This window comes from Beijerinckia sp. L45, assembly GCF_009765775.1.
Taxonomy (GTDB): Bacteria; Pseudomonadota; Alphaproteobacteria; order Rhizobiales; family Beijerinckiaceae; genus RH-AL1.
This window is the reverse complement of sequence record NZ_LMUU01000059.1, coordinates 1-14,562: the sequence shown is the minus strand read 5'-3', so window position 1 is coordinate 14,562 and position 14,562 is coordinate 1. Positions and strand designations below refer to the sequence as shown.

General features: G+C 63.2%; 13 protein-coding genes and 1 pseudogene. 13 read left to right on the top strand and 1 reads right to left on the bottom strand.

Features of this window, described 5'->3' with window-relative positions; all coding sequences use genetic code 11:
• The 11 genes and pseudogenes from GSQ79_RS06380 to GSQ79_RS06330 form a co-directional block, all read left to right on the top strand.
• Positions 1–1,157, top strand: a 1,157-nt coding sequence (locus GSQ79_RS06380) for a sodium:proton antiporter (RefSeq protein ID WP_158807897.1), incomplete at its 5' end; no start/stop codon positions are given.
• Positions 1,130–1,441 carry a hypothetical protein gene (locus tag GSQ79_RS29330; protein WP_158807896.1) on the top strand — a complete coding sequence of 104 codons (312 nt, stop codon included), beginning with the start codon at positions 1,130–1,132 and terminating at the stop codon, positions 1,439–1,441. The genes GSQ79_RS06380 and GSQ79_RS29330, both read left to right, overlap by 28 nt.
• A 368-nt stretch (positions 1,442–1,809) precedes the next feature.
• Positions 1,810–3,918 (top strand): hypothetical protein, encoded by a 2,109-nt coding sequence (locus tag GSQ79_RS06370; RefSeq protein WP_158807895.1) that lies wholly within the window; start codon positions 1,810–1,812, stop codon positions 3,916–3,918.
• An 81-nt stretch (positions 3,919–3,999) separates the two neighbouring features.
• Complete coding sequence (locus GSQ79_RS06365) at positions 4,000–5,850, top strand: type I secretion system permease/ATPase (RefSeq protein WP_158807894.1); 1,851 nt, start codon at positions 4,000–4,002, stop codon at positions 5,848–5,850.
• Positions 5,831–7,156, top strand: coding sequence for an HlyD family type I secretion periplasmic adaptor subunit (locus tag GSQ79_RS06360; RefSeq protein WP_158807893.1), 1,326 nt, complete (start codon positions 5,831–5,833; stop codon positions 7,154–7,156). Before GSQ79_RS06365 ends, GSQ79_RS06360 begins: the two co-directional genes overlap by 20 nt.
• A gap of 194 nt (positions 7,157–7,350) precedes the next feature.
• Entirely contained in the window at positions 7,351–8,496 is a 1,146-nt protein-coding gene (locus GSQ79_RS06355) for a PAS domain S-box protein (protein ID WP_158807892.1), read from the top strand.
• Positions 8,388–9,043, top strand: a pseudogene (locus GSQ79_RS06350) (diguanylate cyclase); the annotation flags it as partial. The gene GSQ79_RS06355 and the pseudogene GSQ79_RS06350, both read left to right, overlap by 109 nt.
• 84 nt (positions 9,044–9,127) lie before the next feature.
• On the top strand, positions 9,128–9,883 hold the full coding sequence (locus GSQ79_RS06345) for a putative bifunctional diguanylate cyclase/phosphodiesterase (RefSeq protein ID WP_368669923.1): 756 nt from the start codon (positions 9,128–9,130) through the stop codon (positions 9,881–9,883).
• Positions 9,884–9,890: 7 nt separating this feature from the next.
• Positions 9,891–10,052, top strand: a complete 162-nt coding sequence (locus GSQ79_RS06340) for a hypothetical protein (protein ID WP_158807889.1) — start codon at positions 9,891–9,893, stop codon at positions 10,050–10,052.
• Positions 10,053–10,249: 197 nt separating this feature from the next.
• Entirely contained in the window at positions 10,250–10,507 is a 258-nt protein-coding gene (locus tag GSQ79_RS06335) for a hypothetical protein (protein ID WP_158807888.1), read from the top strand.
• 191 nt (positions 10,508–10,698) lie between these two features.
• On the top strand, positions 10,699–10,950 hold the full coding sequence (locus GSQ79_RS06330) for a hypothetical protein (RefSeq protein WP_158807887.1): 252 nt from the start codon (positions 10,699–10,701) through the stop codon (positions 10,948–10,950).
• Between the two features lie 253 nt (positions 10,951–11,203).
• On the opposite strand, the gene GSQ79_RS06325 is transcribed toward GSQ79_RS06330, so the two are convergent.
• Positions 11,204–12,094, bottom strand: a complete 891-nt coding sequence (locus GSQ79_RS06325) for a transposase (protein WP_246725132.1) — start codon at positions 12,092–12,094, stop codon at positions 11,204–11,206.
• Between the two features lie 780 nt (positions 12,095–12,874).
• On the opposite strand from GSQ79_RS06325, the gene GSQ79_RS06320 reads away from it, so the two are divergent.
• Entirely contained in the window at positions 12,875–13,072 is a 198-nt protein-coding gene (locus tag GSQ79_RS06320) for a hypothetical protein (protein ID WP_158807886.1), read from the top strand.
• A gap of 89 nt (positions 13,073–13,161) precedes the next feature.
• Entirely contained in the window at positions 13,162–13,644 is a 483-nt protein-coding gene (locus tag GSQ79_RS06315) for a MucR family transcriptional regulator (RefSeq protein WP_158807885.1), read from the top strand.
• The last annotated feature ends 918 nt before the right edge of the window (positions 13,645–14,562 follow it).

Below are 14,562 nucleotides of genomic sequence, written 5' to 3'. Positions count from 1 at the left end.
CCGGACGTCGAGCTCGATCCGGACCTCGTCCTGATCCTCTTCCTGCCGCCGCTCCTGCTCGCCAGCGCCTACCTCACCTCCTGCAAGACTTCAAGTCGAACCTCCGCACGATCCTGCAGCTCGCCATCGGCGCTGTGGTCTTCACCACGCTCGTGGTCGGCGTCGTCGCGCACTGGGTGGTTCCCGCCCTGCCCTGGGCGGCCTGCTTCGCGCTCGGTGCGATCGTCTCGCCGCCCGATGCCGTGGCCGCCAAAGCCGTCCTCGAACAGCTCCCACTTCCGCGCCGCGTCAGGCTGCTGCTGGAAGGCGAAAGCCTGGTCAACGACGCGACCGGTCTGGTGCTGTTCCGCTTCGCCGTCGCGGCGGCGCTGACCGGCGGCTTCGACGCCAGGCACGCCGCTGCGAGCTTCGGCATCCTGGCGATCGTGGGGGTGCCCGCGGGCGTCTGTTGCGGGTTCTTTGCGAGCACGCTCGTCGGCTGCCTCAAGGAGGCGCACCTCGCCATCATCGGCAGCTTCCTGGCCGCATGCATGTCCTATGTCGGCGCCGAGGCGCTGCACGGCTCGAGCGTGCTCTCCACGGTCGCCTGCGGGCTGGTGATCGGCCGGCGGCAGCACGAGCGGCTGAGCGCGACGGTGCTGATGCAGCTGATGGCGGTCTGGCGGTTCGTCGTCTTCATCCTCGAGTCGATGGTCTTCATCCTGATCGGCCTGTCGCTGCGTGGCGTCCTCGGCCGTCTTGGCGGGACGTGGCAGGCGATCCACGTGCTGCTGATGCCGGCTGCGGCTGTCGTCGCCGCGGTGATCCTGGCACGCTTTGTATGGATCTTTGCGGCGGTCTACCTGCCGCGCGTTGCAATCGAGTCGTACCGGCGACGCGACCCCTACCCGCCCGTCGCCGTGCCGATCGTCATGGGCTGGGCGGGGATGCGCGGCGTCGTTAGCCTCGCCGCGGCCCTGTCGCTTCCCGAAGCCTTCCCCGGCCGCGACTTCATCCTGGCGACGACCTTCCTGGTCATCCTGGTCACCGTCCTGGTCCAGGGCACGACGCTTGCGCCGCTGATCCGCGTGCTCCGCCTCACGGGCGCCGCCGAGCCGGAGGGCATGTCCGAGGCCGAGGCGCGGGCTGGATGGCGCAGGCGCAGCTTGCGGCGGTAACAGAGCGCTCGCTGCTGCCCGACGGCAATCATCGCCATCCCCGACTCATCGAGCAGTACGGTCACCGGGTGAAAATCGCGACGCGGTTCAGCACGGCCGAGGTGGAGCTGACCCCGCATCGGACGGAGCACTTCTCAGCAAACCTTGCAGCCATCGCCGCAGGCCGAGGCGAGGTCCTGAGGATGCACCGCGCCCACGAGATCGGCGACGCGGTAATCCATGTCCTCGAAAAACAGCTTGACCTGAAAGAGGTGGGCGCCCTGCACATCGTGTCGAAACGCTGATCTTCACGCCGGCTTCGCCACAAAGTCGGTTCTCGATGCGCATCGATGGAGCGGGGCGAAGCCAACGGCGTACGGCGTCGCCTGCCTGTTCCGCAGGCCTCCAGGCCTGGGGTCCCAGATCTTCCATGTCGACTTGGCGCCTGGCGATCTCTCGGCGACGGCGGTCGCATGCAGGACGTCGGACAACACACCAAATTGAAAGTAACAGCAAGGAATGGTGCGTATGCAACATTGCCAGTTGTAATCAAATCGAAATAATCGGCTTTAATATTACTTTACAATAGAGTCTGTTTACCAATTTCGGGATGCAAACATTCCCCCGTGGTCACTGTTGGTCCATCGCGTACTCTCAGTGGAAGGAACCAGATATGGCCCTCGACTCGATACTCAACGCTCTCTCGACCCTCCGTAATTCCGAGATCCTGAACGGCGGGGACGCTCTTTTGGGCGACCCGACTTCGGCGACGCTGCAGTCCGACGACGTCGCGGCCTCACCGCTCGCCGGTTCGTCGCTCGGCTCCCTGACGGACCTGCCAAACACCACCGACGATGGAAACACGTCAGGCGCCGGCCTGACCGACGCCGCCAACACAGCGGTCCTCGACCTGCACTCGAATATCGAACAGACCGCCGACACCAACGGCCTGATCGGCTCGCTCCATGGCGTGACCGGCCTCGGCGAAGCGATCGGCCTCGGCAAGATCGGTCAGGCGAACCTCCTGACCGACGTGCTTTCGGCTCCGACGGCGGTCCTTTCGGGTGATACCTCAACGCTGCATCCTGCGGCCGACGCGACGTCGATCGTCGCCACTGCCGAAAACCTGGCGACCGGCACGTTGTCCGACGCGGGCGTGAACCCATCGATCGCGGCTCCGGCGGCGGCGACCCTTGCCGACGCGCAGGCCCTGCAGCCGACGGCATTGGAGTACGGCCTCAACGCCCCGATCCTGGCCGTGCATTCCACCCTTGAGTCCGCAGCGGACATGGACGGGACGTCGGGCACGGTCCACGGGATCACCAACCTTGGCGAGACCGTCGGGCTGGGCAAACTTGGCGGTGACAATCTGCTCACCGATGTCGTCTCGACGCCTGACACCCTGCTGAATGGCGACACGTCGTCGATCGCCAACCTGCCGACGGATCTCTCCGCCATCGGGACGGCCGGGATGCACCTCGTGCACGGCGCCGACAAGGACCTGGCGAGCGGCGCTGCGCTACAGGACCCGCTGGGCGTCGTCACCGACGTCGCGCATAGCCTAACGACCTTCCCGGTCGCTTCCGCCGTCGACGGCTTGGTCACCGGCGTCGAAGGCACGGTCGAGGGCGCTACGAGCGCCACCGCTCCAAACACCATAGCTGCCGTTGTTGGCCTGGGTGACGCCGTCGGCCTCGGCCAGCCAGGCGCGAACACCTTGACGGACGTCCTGTCCGCGCCGGGTGCGCTGGCTTCCGGCGACGTCACGCCGATCGCCGCACTGCCGGGTGACCTCGGCCACGATCTGGGTTCGGTCTCGCAGGCGGCACCGAACGTCTTGGACGCCGTCGCCTCCGACCTCTCCGGATCGGTACTCGATACCCTAACGCATCCTGTGACGGGCGGCGGCCTGCTGGCGGGCGACCTCCCCGGCCAGGGCATCGTCGACGGGATCGTGACGCCCGTGGCCACAGCGGTCGCAGGTACCGGATCGTCTCTCGGTCTAGCCCCGGTGACTTCGGCGGCCGCCGACCTGGCCGGGACGCTCGACCATACCGTGACGGACGTCCTCCACGTCCCGGGCGACGCGATCGCCGGCCTGAGCCAGGGCCTCGCTCCGTTGCCCTCCGATGTCCAGGCGAACCTGTTGTCCTTGGGGAGCATCGTGGGATCGGCGGTTGGAGAGACGGCTCATCTTCCTGACATAGCCGGCGGCGCCGGCGCGCTGACCCCCGTCACGGGCCTGGTGTCGGGGTTGGCCGGCGGATCGTCCCCGCTGTCCGGACTCGATGGAGCCCTCTCGCACGGCGACCTCACGGGTGCGCTCGCGCCGGTGAGCGCCGCGGTCGGATCGGGATCGAACGTCCTCGCTCCGGTGGCGAACCTGCTCGGCGGAAGCGGCACCGAAGCCGGCTCCCACGACCTCGCGACGGTCGCCGTCGGTCCTGCGGGAGCGCCGAACGTCGGAACGGTCGACCTGCTCGGTACGTCGGGTGGGCAGTCTCACGTCGCCGACGTCCACGCCGCCAGCGTCCCGGCCTCCGTGCCTGCGCTCGCCAACGTCGGTCTGCTGACAGGCGACAGCATCACCTTCCCGTCGCTCGGCGGGCATGGAACCGACGCGTTGACGGGCGCCCTCACGGGCACCGGCGCTTCGGCCACGGCGCCCGCTGGCGCCGCCGTCGAGCACGCGGGATTGGACTTGGGGCTGGCGCACGTCGACCTACCGATCGTCCACTCAGATCCGCTCGCGGCCTTGGGTCACGAAGCCCACCATGCCTAATAGGACGGGCGGCCAATAGGCCGCCCCATCCACTCCCGTCTCGGCCCGTCGTTCTCCAACCCGCCTTTGCGCGGAGGGACCATGCACGCCAAGCCGCCATCCATCTTCCGCTCGACCGACTTCGGCCCGATCCTCACGACGTTGCGTCCCGTCCTGGGGATGCTCGCGCTGACGAGCGGCCTCATCAACATACTGATGCTCACTAGTCCGCTCTTCATGCTCCAGGTTTACGATCGCGTGCTGCCCTCGAAGAGCATGCCCACCCTGGTCGGCCTGTTCGTCCTGGCGTTCGTCATGATCGCCTTCATGGGTTGCCTCGAGTTCCTGCGCAGCCGGGTCTTCACCAGGCTCGGCCTCTACATGGACCAATGCCTGAGCGGGCGCGTCTTCGCCCTCCTCCTGCAGAGCGACAGGCGTTCCGGTCCGCGCGGCGACGCCAACCAGTGCGTTCGCGACCTCGACACCCTGCGCGGCTTCGCGTCAGGGACCGCGCTGTCCGCCTTCTTCGACCTTCCCTGGATGGTGATTTACGTCGGCGTCTGCTTCATGTTCCATCCGCTGATGGGATGGGCGGTCCTAGGCGGCGTAGCTTGCCTCTGCGCTCTCGCGTTCCTGACGGAGGCGACGCTGCGCCGTCCCACAGAGCGGGCGCTCGACGCAGCCAACGCCCGGCGCGCCTTCGCCGACACAATGAAGCGTAACGCGGGGCTCCTGCAGGCGCTCGGCATGCACGCCGTCATGGGCGAGCACTGGGAGGTCGCGAACAGGGAGTGCCGCCAGGAACAGGTGCGTAGCGCGGACATCGCCAGCGGGTTCGGAAGCCTGCTGCGGTCCTTCCGCATGCTGCTCCAGTCCGCCCTCCTCGCCCTGGGCGCCTACCTCGTGGTGCAGCAGCAAGCGACCGCCGGCGTCATGCTCGCAGCCAGCATTCTGACGGTCCGCGCCCTGTCACCCGTCGAACTCCTGATCGCCAACTGGAAGGGCTTCATCGCCGCGCGTCAGAGTCTGGCGCGCCTGGCCGCCGCGCTTGCCGACACGCCCGTGCCAACGGAACTGATCCCGCTGCCGACGCCAAGCCGCAACCTGCGTTTCACTTCGGTCAGCCTCCTCGTCGCCGGTCGCGAGGCGCCCGTCGTGCACGACGTCACATTCGCGCTGGAAGCGGGCAGCGCCATGGGGATCATCGGCCCCAGCGGTTCGGGCAAATCCTCCCTGGCCAAGGCGCTGGTCGGCCTGTGGCCTGCGGCCCGCGGCGTCGTCCGTCTCGACGATGCCGAACTGAACCAGTGGAGCATCGATGCGCTCGGCGCCACGATCGGCTACCTGCCGCAGGACGTTGAACTCCTACCGGGCACGCTTGCCCAGAACATCGCCCGGTTCCGCGACGAGGACCCCCGAAAACTGTTCGACGCGGCCGAGAAGGCGGGCGTGCACGAACTGATCCTGCGGATGCCCAACGGCTACGAGACCCAGGTCGGGGAAGGCGGAGCACTCCTGTCCGGAGGCCAGCGCCAACGCATCGCATTGGCGCGCGCCCTCTACGGCGATCCCTTCCTCTTGGTCCTGGATGAACCGAACTCCAATCTAGACGCGGAAGGCGAGGTGGCGCTGACCAAGGCCATCCAATCCGTCCGAGCGCGCGGCGGCATGGCGGTCGTGATCGCCCACCGCCCGAGCGCTCTTGCCGCCGTCGACAAGGTGATGGTTGTCAACGAGGGACGTGTCCAGGCCTTCGGAGCCCGCGACGACATCCTGCGGCGCCTGTCGGCGCCCCAACCGACGCCTGCGCCAACGATTGTCGCCGATACCGTTTCCACCGCCAAGCCGGTTCCCCCTTCCAAGGCAAAACCCGTCGTGGGGACGGCGTCCGCCAAGACCCGAGCGAAGCCCCGTGCGAAAAGGAGCCCGACATATGCCCAAGCAGCGGAATGACCTGCCCGAGATCGGAGCCGCTCTGGTCACTCGCCGCTCCATCCGCAACCACCTGATCGCCATCGGCGTCGGTGCCGGCGTCCTGGTCCTCGGCATCGGGGTCTTGGGCGCAAGCACCGAGCTTGCCGGCGCCGTCGTCGCCTCTGGTTCGCTGGTCGTCCAGTCGAGCGTCAAGAAGGTGCAGCACCAAACCGGTGGCGTCGTCGCGGCCCTGCTCGTCGACGAAGGGGCCCGCGTGAAGGCGGGTGAGGTCCTAATCAGGCTGGACGAGACCGTGGCCAAGGCCACGCTTTCGGCACTGACAAAGGGCTATTACGAAATGCAGGCGCAGAAATCCCGTCTGGAAGCGGAGGCGGACGGGGCCGAGGCAGTCGTCTACGGGAAGGAGCTGACCGGAACGAGCGATCCGGACGCCGGTCGCATCATTCTCGGCGAATCCAAGCTGTTCTTCCTGAGGGTGAAGGCACGTAGCGGCCAGAAGGACCAGATGCGCCAACGCATCGGCCAGCTACGCAACGAGATCGAAGGGCTGAAGCAGCAGCTCGCCGCCAAGGATGGCGAACTCGTCATCGTCGCCCGCGAACTCGTCGGCGTGAAGGACCTGTTCGATCGTAACCTGATCCAGCTCACGCGCCTGGACGCTCTGGAACGCGACAGGACCAGGATCTCCGGCGAGCGCGGCGCCCTGGTCGCACAGATCGCCCAAACTGAGGGCAGGATCGCCGAGACCGAGATGCAGGTCATCCAGGTCGACGCCGACATGCGCAGCGACGTCGCAAGACAGCTGGCGGACCTCAGGTCCAAGACGTCCGACGTCGTCGAACGCCGCGTGATGGCGGCCGATCAGCTTTCGCACCTGGACATCAGGGCACCACAGGACGGCGTCGTCCACGAACTTGCAGTCCATGCGAAGGGCGCGGTCGTGTCACCCGGCGAGACCGTCATGCTCGTCGTGCCCGACGCAGACCGTCTTATGGTGGAGGTCCACGTCGCAGCCCAAGACATCGATCAGGTCGCCATGGACCAGGAGGCGATGCTGCGGTTCCCGAACTTCAACCAGCGCACCACGCCCGAGATCAAGGCGCACGTCTCGCGCGTCGCGGCCGACACGACGGCCGACGCCCGGACGGGGCAGGCCTACTACGTCGTGCAGATCGCCATGCCAGGGGGAGGAAGCGGCATCGGGACGGCCCTCAAGCCCGGGATGCCTGCCGAGGCCTTCATCAAGACCAGCGAGCGGACGATGGCATCATACCTGATGAAACCGCTGACAGATCAAATGAGACGAACCTTCCGGGAGAAGTAGGCAGGAATACTGATATAGCTTGGCACATATAGAAAAATTATGTCGATACACTATAGCGAATACTCTGCTTGAGTATACCAACAAGTAATTTTCTATAAGAGCGTTACATTCGAATCGAAGGCCAGTTTTAAACAAAAGCTTAGTAATGCGGATCGTACAGTCAAATGGCATTGGCAATCGAGTAACGGTGACCCATGACGCATTCGACCTTGGAGGACGAACGGCTAAGGGCCCTTCACGACCTTCGCATCGTAGGCACCCCGGCGGAAGCCCATCTGGACGCAGTCTGCCGGGTCGCCGCCAATCTCTTTGACGTCCCGATAGCGCTCGTAAACCTGGTGGACGAGGCGACGGTCTGGATCAAGGCGGCTTACGGCGTCGACCCGGCCCCGGTGCCCCGGTCTGACGCCTTCTGCCACCAGACCATCGAGGCCGTCTCAGGAGATGCTTTAGTCCTGCCTGATCTCGAAAAGAGCGAGCGCTGGCGCGGGTCCTCCCTGGTGCGGGGCGGACCGAACGCTCGCTTCTACGCGGGTGTGCCGCTCGCGTTGGAGTCGGGGGTGAACATCGGCACGCTATGCATCATGGACACCGTTCCACGCCCGGATTTCGGCGCTACAGAGTCTAGTGGCCTCTATGATCTGGCAAGCATCGTCGAGAGCCATTTCCGGCTTCACGAGGCGCGCATCGCCCGTAGGAAGGACGACGAGCGATACCGCCTCTTGGCGGACAACAGCACCGACCTGATCATTCGCTCCGATCTTGACGCGACCCGTCGCTACGTGTCCCCGGCTGCCCGGACCATCCTTAGTTACGATCCCGAGGATCTGCTCGGGGGCAGTCCGTTCGAATTCATCCACCCCGCTGACATGAAGACCTTCGCCAAAAACATGGACGACCTCGCGAATGCGAGGATCGAGAGGGGGATCGCTCTTCAGCGCTACCGTCACAAGGACGGTCGGTGGATCTGGGTCGAGGTGACCTTCAGCTTGACGCGCGATCCGATCACCGGGATCGCCGATGGTTTCGTTTCCTCGTTGCGCGACGTCTCCGACCGTATAGCCATGGAGGAAGCCTTGCGTATCAGCGAGGAGCGCCTGTCGCTCGCGCTCGACAGCGGCAGCGACGGCCTCTGGGATTGGAACCTGAAGACGGGCGAGGTCGACCTTTCGGGGCAGTGGATGACAATCCTTGGCTACGGGCCGGGGGACATCGCGCCGAACATCCGGGCTTGGAGAGGCCGACTTCACCTGATGACGTCGCTCTCGCACGCAAACAGCTGGCCGCCCATCTGCGTGGGAAGACGGATCGTCTCGAATGCGAATACCGGGTGCGGATGAAGAACGGCAACTACGCCTGGGTGCTCGCGCGCGGGAAGATCGTCGCCAGGGACGCGAAGGGGCGGCCTACCCGTATGGTCGGCACTAAGATCGACATCACCCGCCGCAAGGAGGTCGAGCGGCAGATCGAGCACATGGCGGCGCACGACGCGCTCACGGGCCTACCGAACCGCATCCTGTTCCAGGATCGGCTGGCACGTGAAACCGGCAAGGCGAAGCAGCAAGGATATACGTTCGCCGTGCTCGCTTGTGATCTTGATGGCTTTAAGACCGTCAACGACACGAGGGGGCATTCCGCCGGCGACGCCGTCCTCGCGATCGTTGCCGAAAGGCTCAAGGCCGTGGTTCGGGAGGGCGACATGGTCGCTCGGCTTGGAGGCGATGAGTTCGCCATTGTGTTGGGGCAAACCAGCACGGACGACGAAGCGAGAGCGGTCGCATGCCGGTCATCGAAGCGATCGAGACGCCAATCGCGATCGATGGGCACTCGGTACGCATAAGCACTAGCGTCGGGATTGCGACCGGACGGGGCGAAGGCGCAGACGCCGCTCGACTCTTCCAGAACGCCGATGTCGCGCTCTACAGGGCGAAGGCGGCGGGTCGCAACACCTACTGCTTTTACGAGGCCGAAATGGAACCAAAGATTGCCGGGATGGCGTGCCTCGAACACGATATGCAAGGTGTCCTGAAGTCTGGTGGCCTTAGCCTCGACTACCAGCCGGTGATCCTGCTCGCGACAGGAAACATCGTCGGCTTCGAAGTGCTGATGCGATGGGAGCATCCGATACGGGGCAAGGTCCCGCCGTCGGAGTTCATCCCCATCGCCGAACAAAGCGGAATGATCGTCTGTCTCGGCGAATGGGCACTCGTCGAGGCCTGTCGCGAGGCCGCCTCCTGGCCCGAGCATCTTCGGATCGCGGTCAACGTATCGGCGGTGCAGTTCCGGCAACCCGGATTGGAGGAAAGCGTGCGCAGAGCGCTTGCCTCATCCGGCCTTCCTGCGGACCGCCTGGAATTGGAAATCACCGAGAGCGTGCTGGTCCAGGACGCACAAGCCGTGATCGCCAGCCTGCGTCGGCTCAGGGCGATAGGCGTCCGCATCGCGCTCGACGATTTCGGTACGGGGTATTCGAGCCTGAGCTACCTCAGGCAGTTTCCCTTCAACAAGATCAAGATCGATCGAGCTTTCGTGCACGACATCGACGACCCCAACACGGCGGCCATCGTGCGGGCTGTCGTAGGGCTCGGCGAACGGGTCGGCGCGGCGATCGCCGCCGAGGGGGTCGAGACTGAAGAGCAACTGAACCGTGTCAGGCAGGAAGGATGTACCGAGGTCCAGGGATATCTCGTCAGCCCCCCATGCATGCGATGGACGCGAAGACGTTGATCGCTCGTTGGACGCGCTCGGCCGCCTGATCGTCATCGACGTGGTGGCGGCAGAATGTCCAGCACGCTCGTCGTCGCACACCGGCTTGGCTTTATCGATTCACGAAGCACATGCTCTTATGCTGCAAGGATCGGAGCAGAAGCGCGCGATGGAACGCGTCGTGCGATGACAGACACTGGCGAGCTCCGTCGGAACGTCGATGAGACGGTAGGCGACGAGCTGGTCCACCTCGCCATCACGTATGACCCGCCCGCGCCCGGCGATCTGCGTGGCCATCTCAACGGGCGAGGGTTGGTCGCCCACGGCGATGTTGCGATACCCCTCCGCACCGTCTCTATACGTTGGTAACGGAACCGGGGAGGACGGATGAACACCGTTATCGAAGAAGGTGACGTCTTCGCGTCCCAAGAAGCCATCCTCATGAAACGTGCCTTCCTCCTCGCGCTGGATGAGCTCGGCCCGGAGTTCGACCTCGATGAGGCCGCGAGGTCGAAGCTCGCGAAGATCGTCGCAAGCGTAGCGGGTAAGCGGATCCAGGCTGGCGGCGGGATGACGAACGACGAGGACGCCGTGGAAGTGGCGGCGGTAGCGTGCTCGAGATTCATCGGGTTGAAGGCGGACTGAGAGGGCCGCACCGAACAAACGCTGCTCGCCGACCAACAGGCGAATGCATTGCTCCGGCACGTGCCGGAGCAATGCGTTCCTTATGGCTAGTAACCGTAGCGGCCACATAGGCCAGCGGCTAAACGGATCGGACCGCAACGATAGCCATAGCCATAGCCGCCGCCGTAGCCGCGGAAACCACGTCCGCCGCCGTGGAAGCCACCACCATGGAAGCCGCGCCCGCCGCCATGGAAACCGCCGCCACCGTGGAAGCCGCCACCGTGACCTCCTCCACCGTGGCCACCGCCACCGTGACCGCCCCTGGCGTCGGCCGCCGACGGAAGAGCGATCGAGCCAGCCGCAAGCGTCAATGCGGCGGCGCCGACAATCACGATTCTCTTGAAGTCCATGTCGATCTCCGGTTCTGGAATGTCATCGGGATCGGCCACTTGATGCAGCGATAAAGCCCGATGACGAGGTAGACCACGGTCGGGGATCCGTCCCCGCTCCACAAGCTGAAGTGGATGTTAAGGTTGCCGATACACCAAGGCATCGGCCAGGCCTGACACACGGATCGTCTAGCAGGCTGTTGAAGAACGTAATTCGCAAGCGGCACTTGGCGCGGCATGAATTTTTCTCGCAAGTAATCTCTGATCTGCGCCGTCACGGTCCGTTTCGCGGTTCGCTGCGGTGCCCGCTGGCTCGATCGCATCGCGCTCAGACCGTATTCTTCAGTAGTTTCGGCAGACAAACCAGGTTGTAGGCGGCGGCTGCGAAGGTGAAGGCCCAGCCGACGCGGTTCGTCCCCCGCAGCATCGGTCGCCGCATGCCGCCGATGGTCTTCATCCAGCCGAAGGCTTCCTCGATCCGCTTGCGGACCCGCTGGCTCGCCGCATAGCCGGGATGCCGCGTGGTGCGCGCATCCACCGCCGAGCGCCGCGTCGTGTTCTGCGCGACGTGGGGCCGCACGTTCATCGTCTTCAGCTCGTTCACGAAGTCGGTCGCATCGTATCCCTTGTCGGCGCAAGCGTCACGGCGACGGGACGATCGGCGTGCGGCTCGATCATCGCCAAAGCGGCGACGCGCTCGGCATGGCCGCTGGCTTGCGTCAGGCAGGCGTCGACGATCAGCCCGTAGCGGTTCTCCATCAGGGCATGGCCGAGAAAGGCCAGCTTCGCCTCCATGACCGCGCCCTTGCGATAGAGCTTGGCATCGGGATCGGTCGCGCTGGCATGGGTCGCGTTGGAGCGTGTCTCGCCGCGAAAGTCTGTCTCGACGTTGCGCCCACCTGAGGGTGGCAACGGATCGCTCGGCCCGTCGACCGGCTTGAAACTCTTCATCGACGCCCAGGCTTGGATCAGTGCCATCGACACTGAAATGCTCGGTGGACAACAGCCGCTTCACCTTCGGCTGCGCCAGCAGCGTTGCCAGAAAACGCGCGGCAACAGCCCCTTCCAGCAACCGATCGCGGTTCTTCGAGAAGGTGGAGTGATCCCACACCGGCTCGTCGACGCCGAGGCCGACGAACCAGCGGAATAAAAGATCGAACTCCAGCCGCTCCATCAGCTGACGCTCGGAGCGTACCGAATAGAAGGCTTGCAGCAGCATCGCCCGCAACAACTTCTCAGGCGCGATCGAGGGTCGACCGATGCCCGCGTAAAGCGTCGCGAAATCGCGCTCCATCAGGGCGAGTGTCTCGTTCACCAGCCGCCGGATCGTGCGCAGCGGATGATCCTTGCGCACCCGCGCTTCCAGATCCACGTAGCTGAACAACGATCCCGTTCTCTCGTCAGATCCGCGCAAATCAGCCTCCAGCAACGGGCCAATTGAATCACGATCACGCAGGAGAGACGAGAGGCTTTTTCAACAGCCTGCTAAGGCCGGCCCTGAAGGTGTTGCTCACCTCCGGATATGTTGCTGATCTCGATGAAAACTAGACCGTAGCGAAGGGCGAGGTACCGGTCCTCAACAAGCCATACCGTCGCGATGAGCTGGCGCGTTCATTGCGATAGGTAGGCGCTGCCGCCTTCTTCCTTCACCGGCTAGATCGTGCGGCCGGTTTCCCACGTGGCCGTCGCGAGACAGTAGGCCAAATGTGCAATCGGGCTCGTCGAGTAGGACTGTTCCCATACGTCGATTAAGTGGTTAAAGCCATCAAGCTGATCTTGCGTCATGGAAGAAAAGAGCTTTGGCCGGATTGCAGAGAAGAAGAATGCACGATCGATCACACACTATTAGCAAGCCTAGATTGAGGGAGGAATTTAATTAGAAATTGAGTCAAAGAAGGATCGTTTTCTTTTAACTAAGCAGATGCAGTGCTGGTATGCGCAACCTTTCGCCGCCTAACAGATTTTTCGCTGCGCAACATCTATTTGAGAGGATTTGGATTTGGGTAAGATTATGGATTTTCGCAAAACGAATTTAGCATCGGGCAGACTGCCGAGTGGCTTCAACGCTGCAAAGGAACGCGCTGCATTTTGGGCTCGCAAGGCAGCGGAGTGTTCAGAAACCGAAGCAGCCTTGAACCGCGTCGAGGCTGAGATGACGCGTCTACGCACGGGTTCAAAGAAATACACAACAAATTAAAGACTGAATGCGCCCGGCTCAGTCTTTGGTTGCGCAGTCGTGTAAAAAGGGATTAAAAAATGATGTGAATCTTGCAATCGGGGCCGACAATGACTGAAGCAAATGACAATGTTGAGCAGACCAACTACCTGTCTATGACTGCGGATGTCGTTGCGAGCTATGTGTCGAATAATTCGGTACGGCCCGGCGACCTCGAAGCGCTGATCAAGAGCGTTTATGAAGCTCTTTCGATGACCACTGTTGCGACAGTGACGGAAGAGCCTCAGGAACCGGCGGTGTCAGTGAAGAAGTCTATCACGCCAGAATTTCTGATATGCTTGGAAGACGGCAAGAAGTTCAAGTCGCTAAAGCGCCATCTCGCGACCGCCTACGACATGACGCCTGATGATTACCGCGCAAAGTGGAGCCTGCCGCGCGATTATCCGATGGTGGCGCCTGCGTACGCGGCAGCTCGGTCGGCGCTGGCTAAACAATCCGGGTTAGGGGTCGCGAATTTGCGGGCTCGTAAGCCAGCCGCAGCAAAGGTGGTTGCCACCAAGGGCCGTGGTCGCCCGCGCAAAAATGCCGCCTAAAACGAAGAAACCGCCCTTCGGGGGAAAATGGCGGCTTCATCAGTTTTTCTCGATGGGGGAGATCGATTATCCTGATAACAGCGCGGGCGCGCTAAGGTTCCGAGCACGTTCGAAGTGGGCGAAGATGCTCAATCCCGACTAAGAACGGCGGCGCTAACGCTTCTATCCACAAATTCGCTGTCGGTCGCCGCAAGCGTTCTACCGAGGGCTGCTAATGCGGCGCTCTGCTCCAGAGCAACCAGAATTTGCTCCTCCGCAGCGCGGTGAGGATCGTCGTGGCTCATCGTCGCAAGACGTGCTCTTTGACCAGCTACCTTTGCAGTCGCCTTAGCGGCAACACTTTCCGTCCAGGCGACTTCCATGTGTGACAGCTTCAAGCAATCTTCTCGCAATCGGACAGGCGTAGGCCACTACCATGGTGGGCTAATGGCTCACGCCTTGGGGGTGGCTGAATGCCGATCAGCCGCCACCTATCGAACTAATATGTCCAGACGACAACCGGCTGATGGTTGTATATCAAATCTGATTAACGGATAGGCATGTAAACCAAGAAAGAAAAAACCGTTTTACGTCCAGCCCATAGCTTGGTTCGGTCGTTGGCGTTATATTACGCCAGACTAGGATTGACGGAATGAAAAGACACGTGAAAGGCGTCATAGAAAGAGCCTTTAAATTTGCGCAAGATGGATCATGCGGTGGCCTAACTTCTGTGAGAAAGCGCCTGAAGGCAGAGGGTTATTCGGCCGAAGAAATGGACGGCCACCTTTCTTGCGCTAAGCTGCGTGCGCAGCTCAAACACCTTTGCAAACAATCGCAATTACAGGACGCGCAGTAAGCGCATCTCATGACGGCTCGTGTGGGAACTGGACAATCGACAGTCAGTTTCGAAACGCACATCAGAGAGGCTCGCATGACTTG

Excerpts from the sequence above, each read along its gene's own strand:
- GSQ79_RS29330 (WP_158807896.1), top strand. The coding sequence starts at position 1,130 with ATGGCGCAGGCGCAGCTTGCGGCGGTAACAGAGCGCTCGCTGCTGCCC.
- GSQ79_RS06370 (WP_158807895.1), top strand. The coding sequence starts at position 1,810 with ATGGCCCTCGACTCGATACTCAACGCTCTCTCGACCCTCCGTAATTCC.
- GSQ79_RS06365 (WP_158807894.1), top strand. The coding sequence starts at position 4,000 with ATGCACGCCAAGCCGCCATCCATCTTCCGCTCGACCGACTTCGGCCCG.
- GSQ79_RS06360 (WP_158807893.1), top strand. The coding sequence starts at position 5,831 with ATGCCCAAGCAGCGGAATGACCTGCCCGAGATCGGAGCCGCTCTGGTC.
- GSQ79_RS06355 (WP_158807892.1), top strand. The coding sequence starts at position 7,351 with ATGACGCATTCGACCTTGGAGGACGAACGGCTAAGGGCCCTTCACGAC.
- GSQ79_RS06345 (WP_368669923.1), top strand. The coding sequence starts at position 9,128 with ATGGAACCAAAGATTGCCGGGATGGCGTGCCTCGAACACGATATGCAA.
- GSQ79_RS06335 (WP_158807888.1), top strand. The coding sequence starts at position 10,250 with ATGAACACCGTTATCGAAGAAGGTGACGTCTTCGCGTCCCAAGAAGCC.
- GSQ79_RS06325 (WP_246725132.1), bottom strand. The coding sequence starts at position 12,094 with ATGCTGCTGCAAGCCTTCTATTCGGTACGCTCCGAGCGTCAGCTGATG.
- GSQ79_RS06315 (WP_158807885.1), top strand. The coding sequence starts at position 13,162 with ATGACTGAAGCAAATGACAATGTTGAGCAGACCAACTACCTGTCTATG.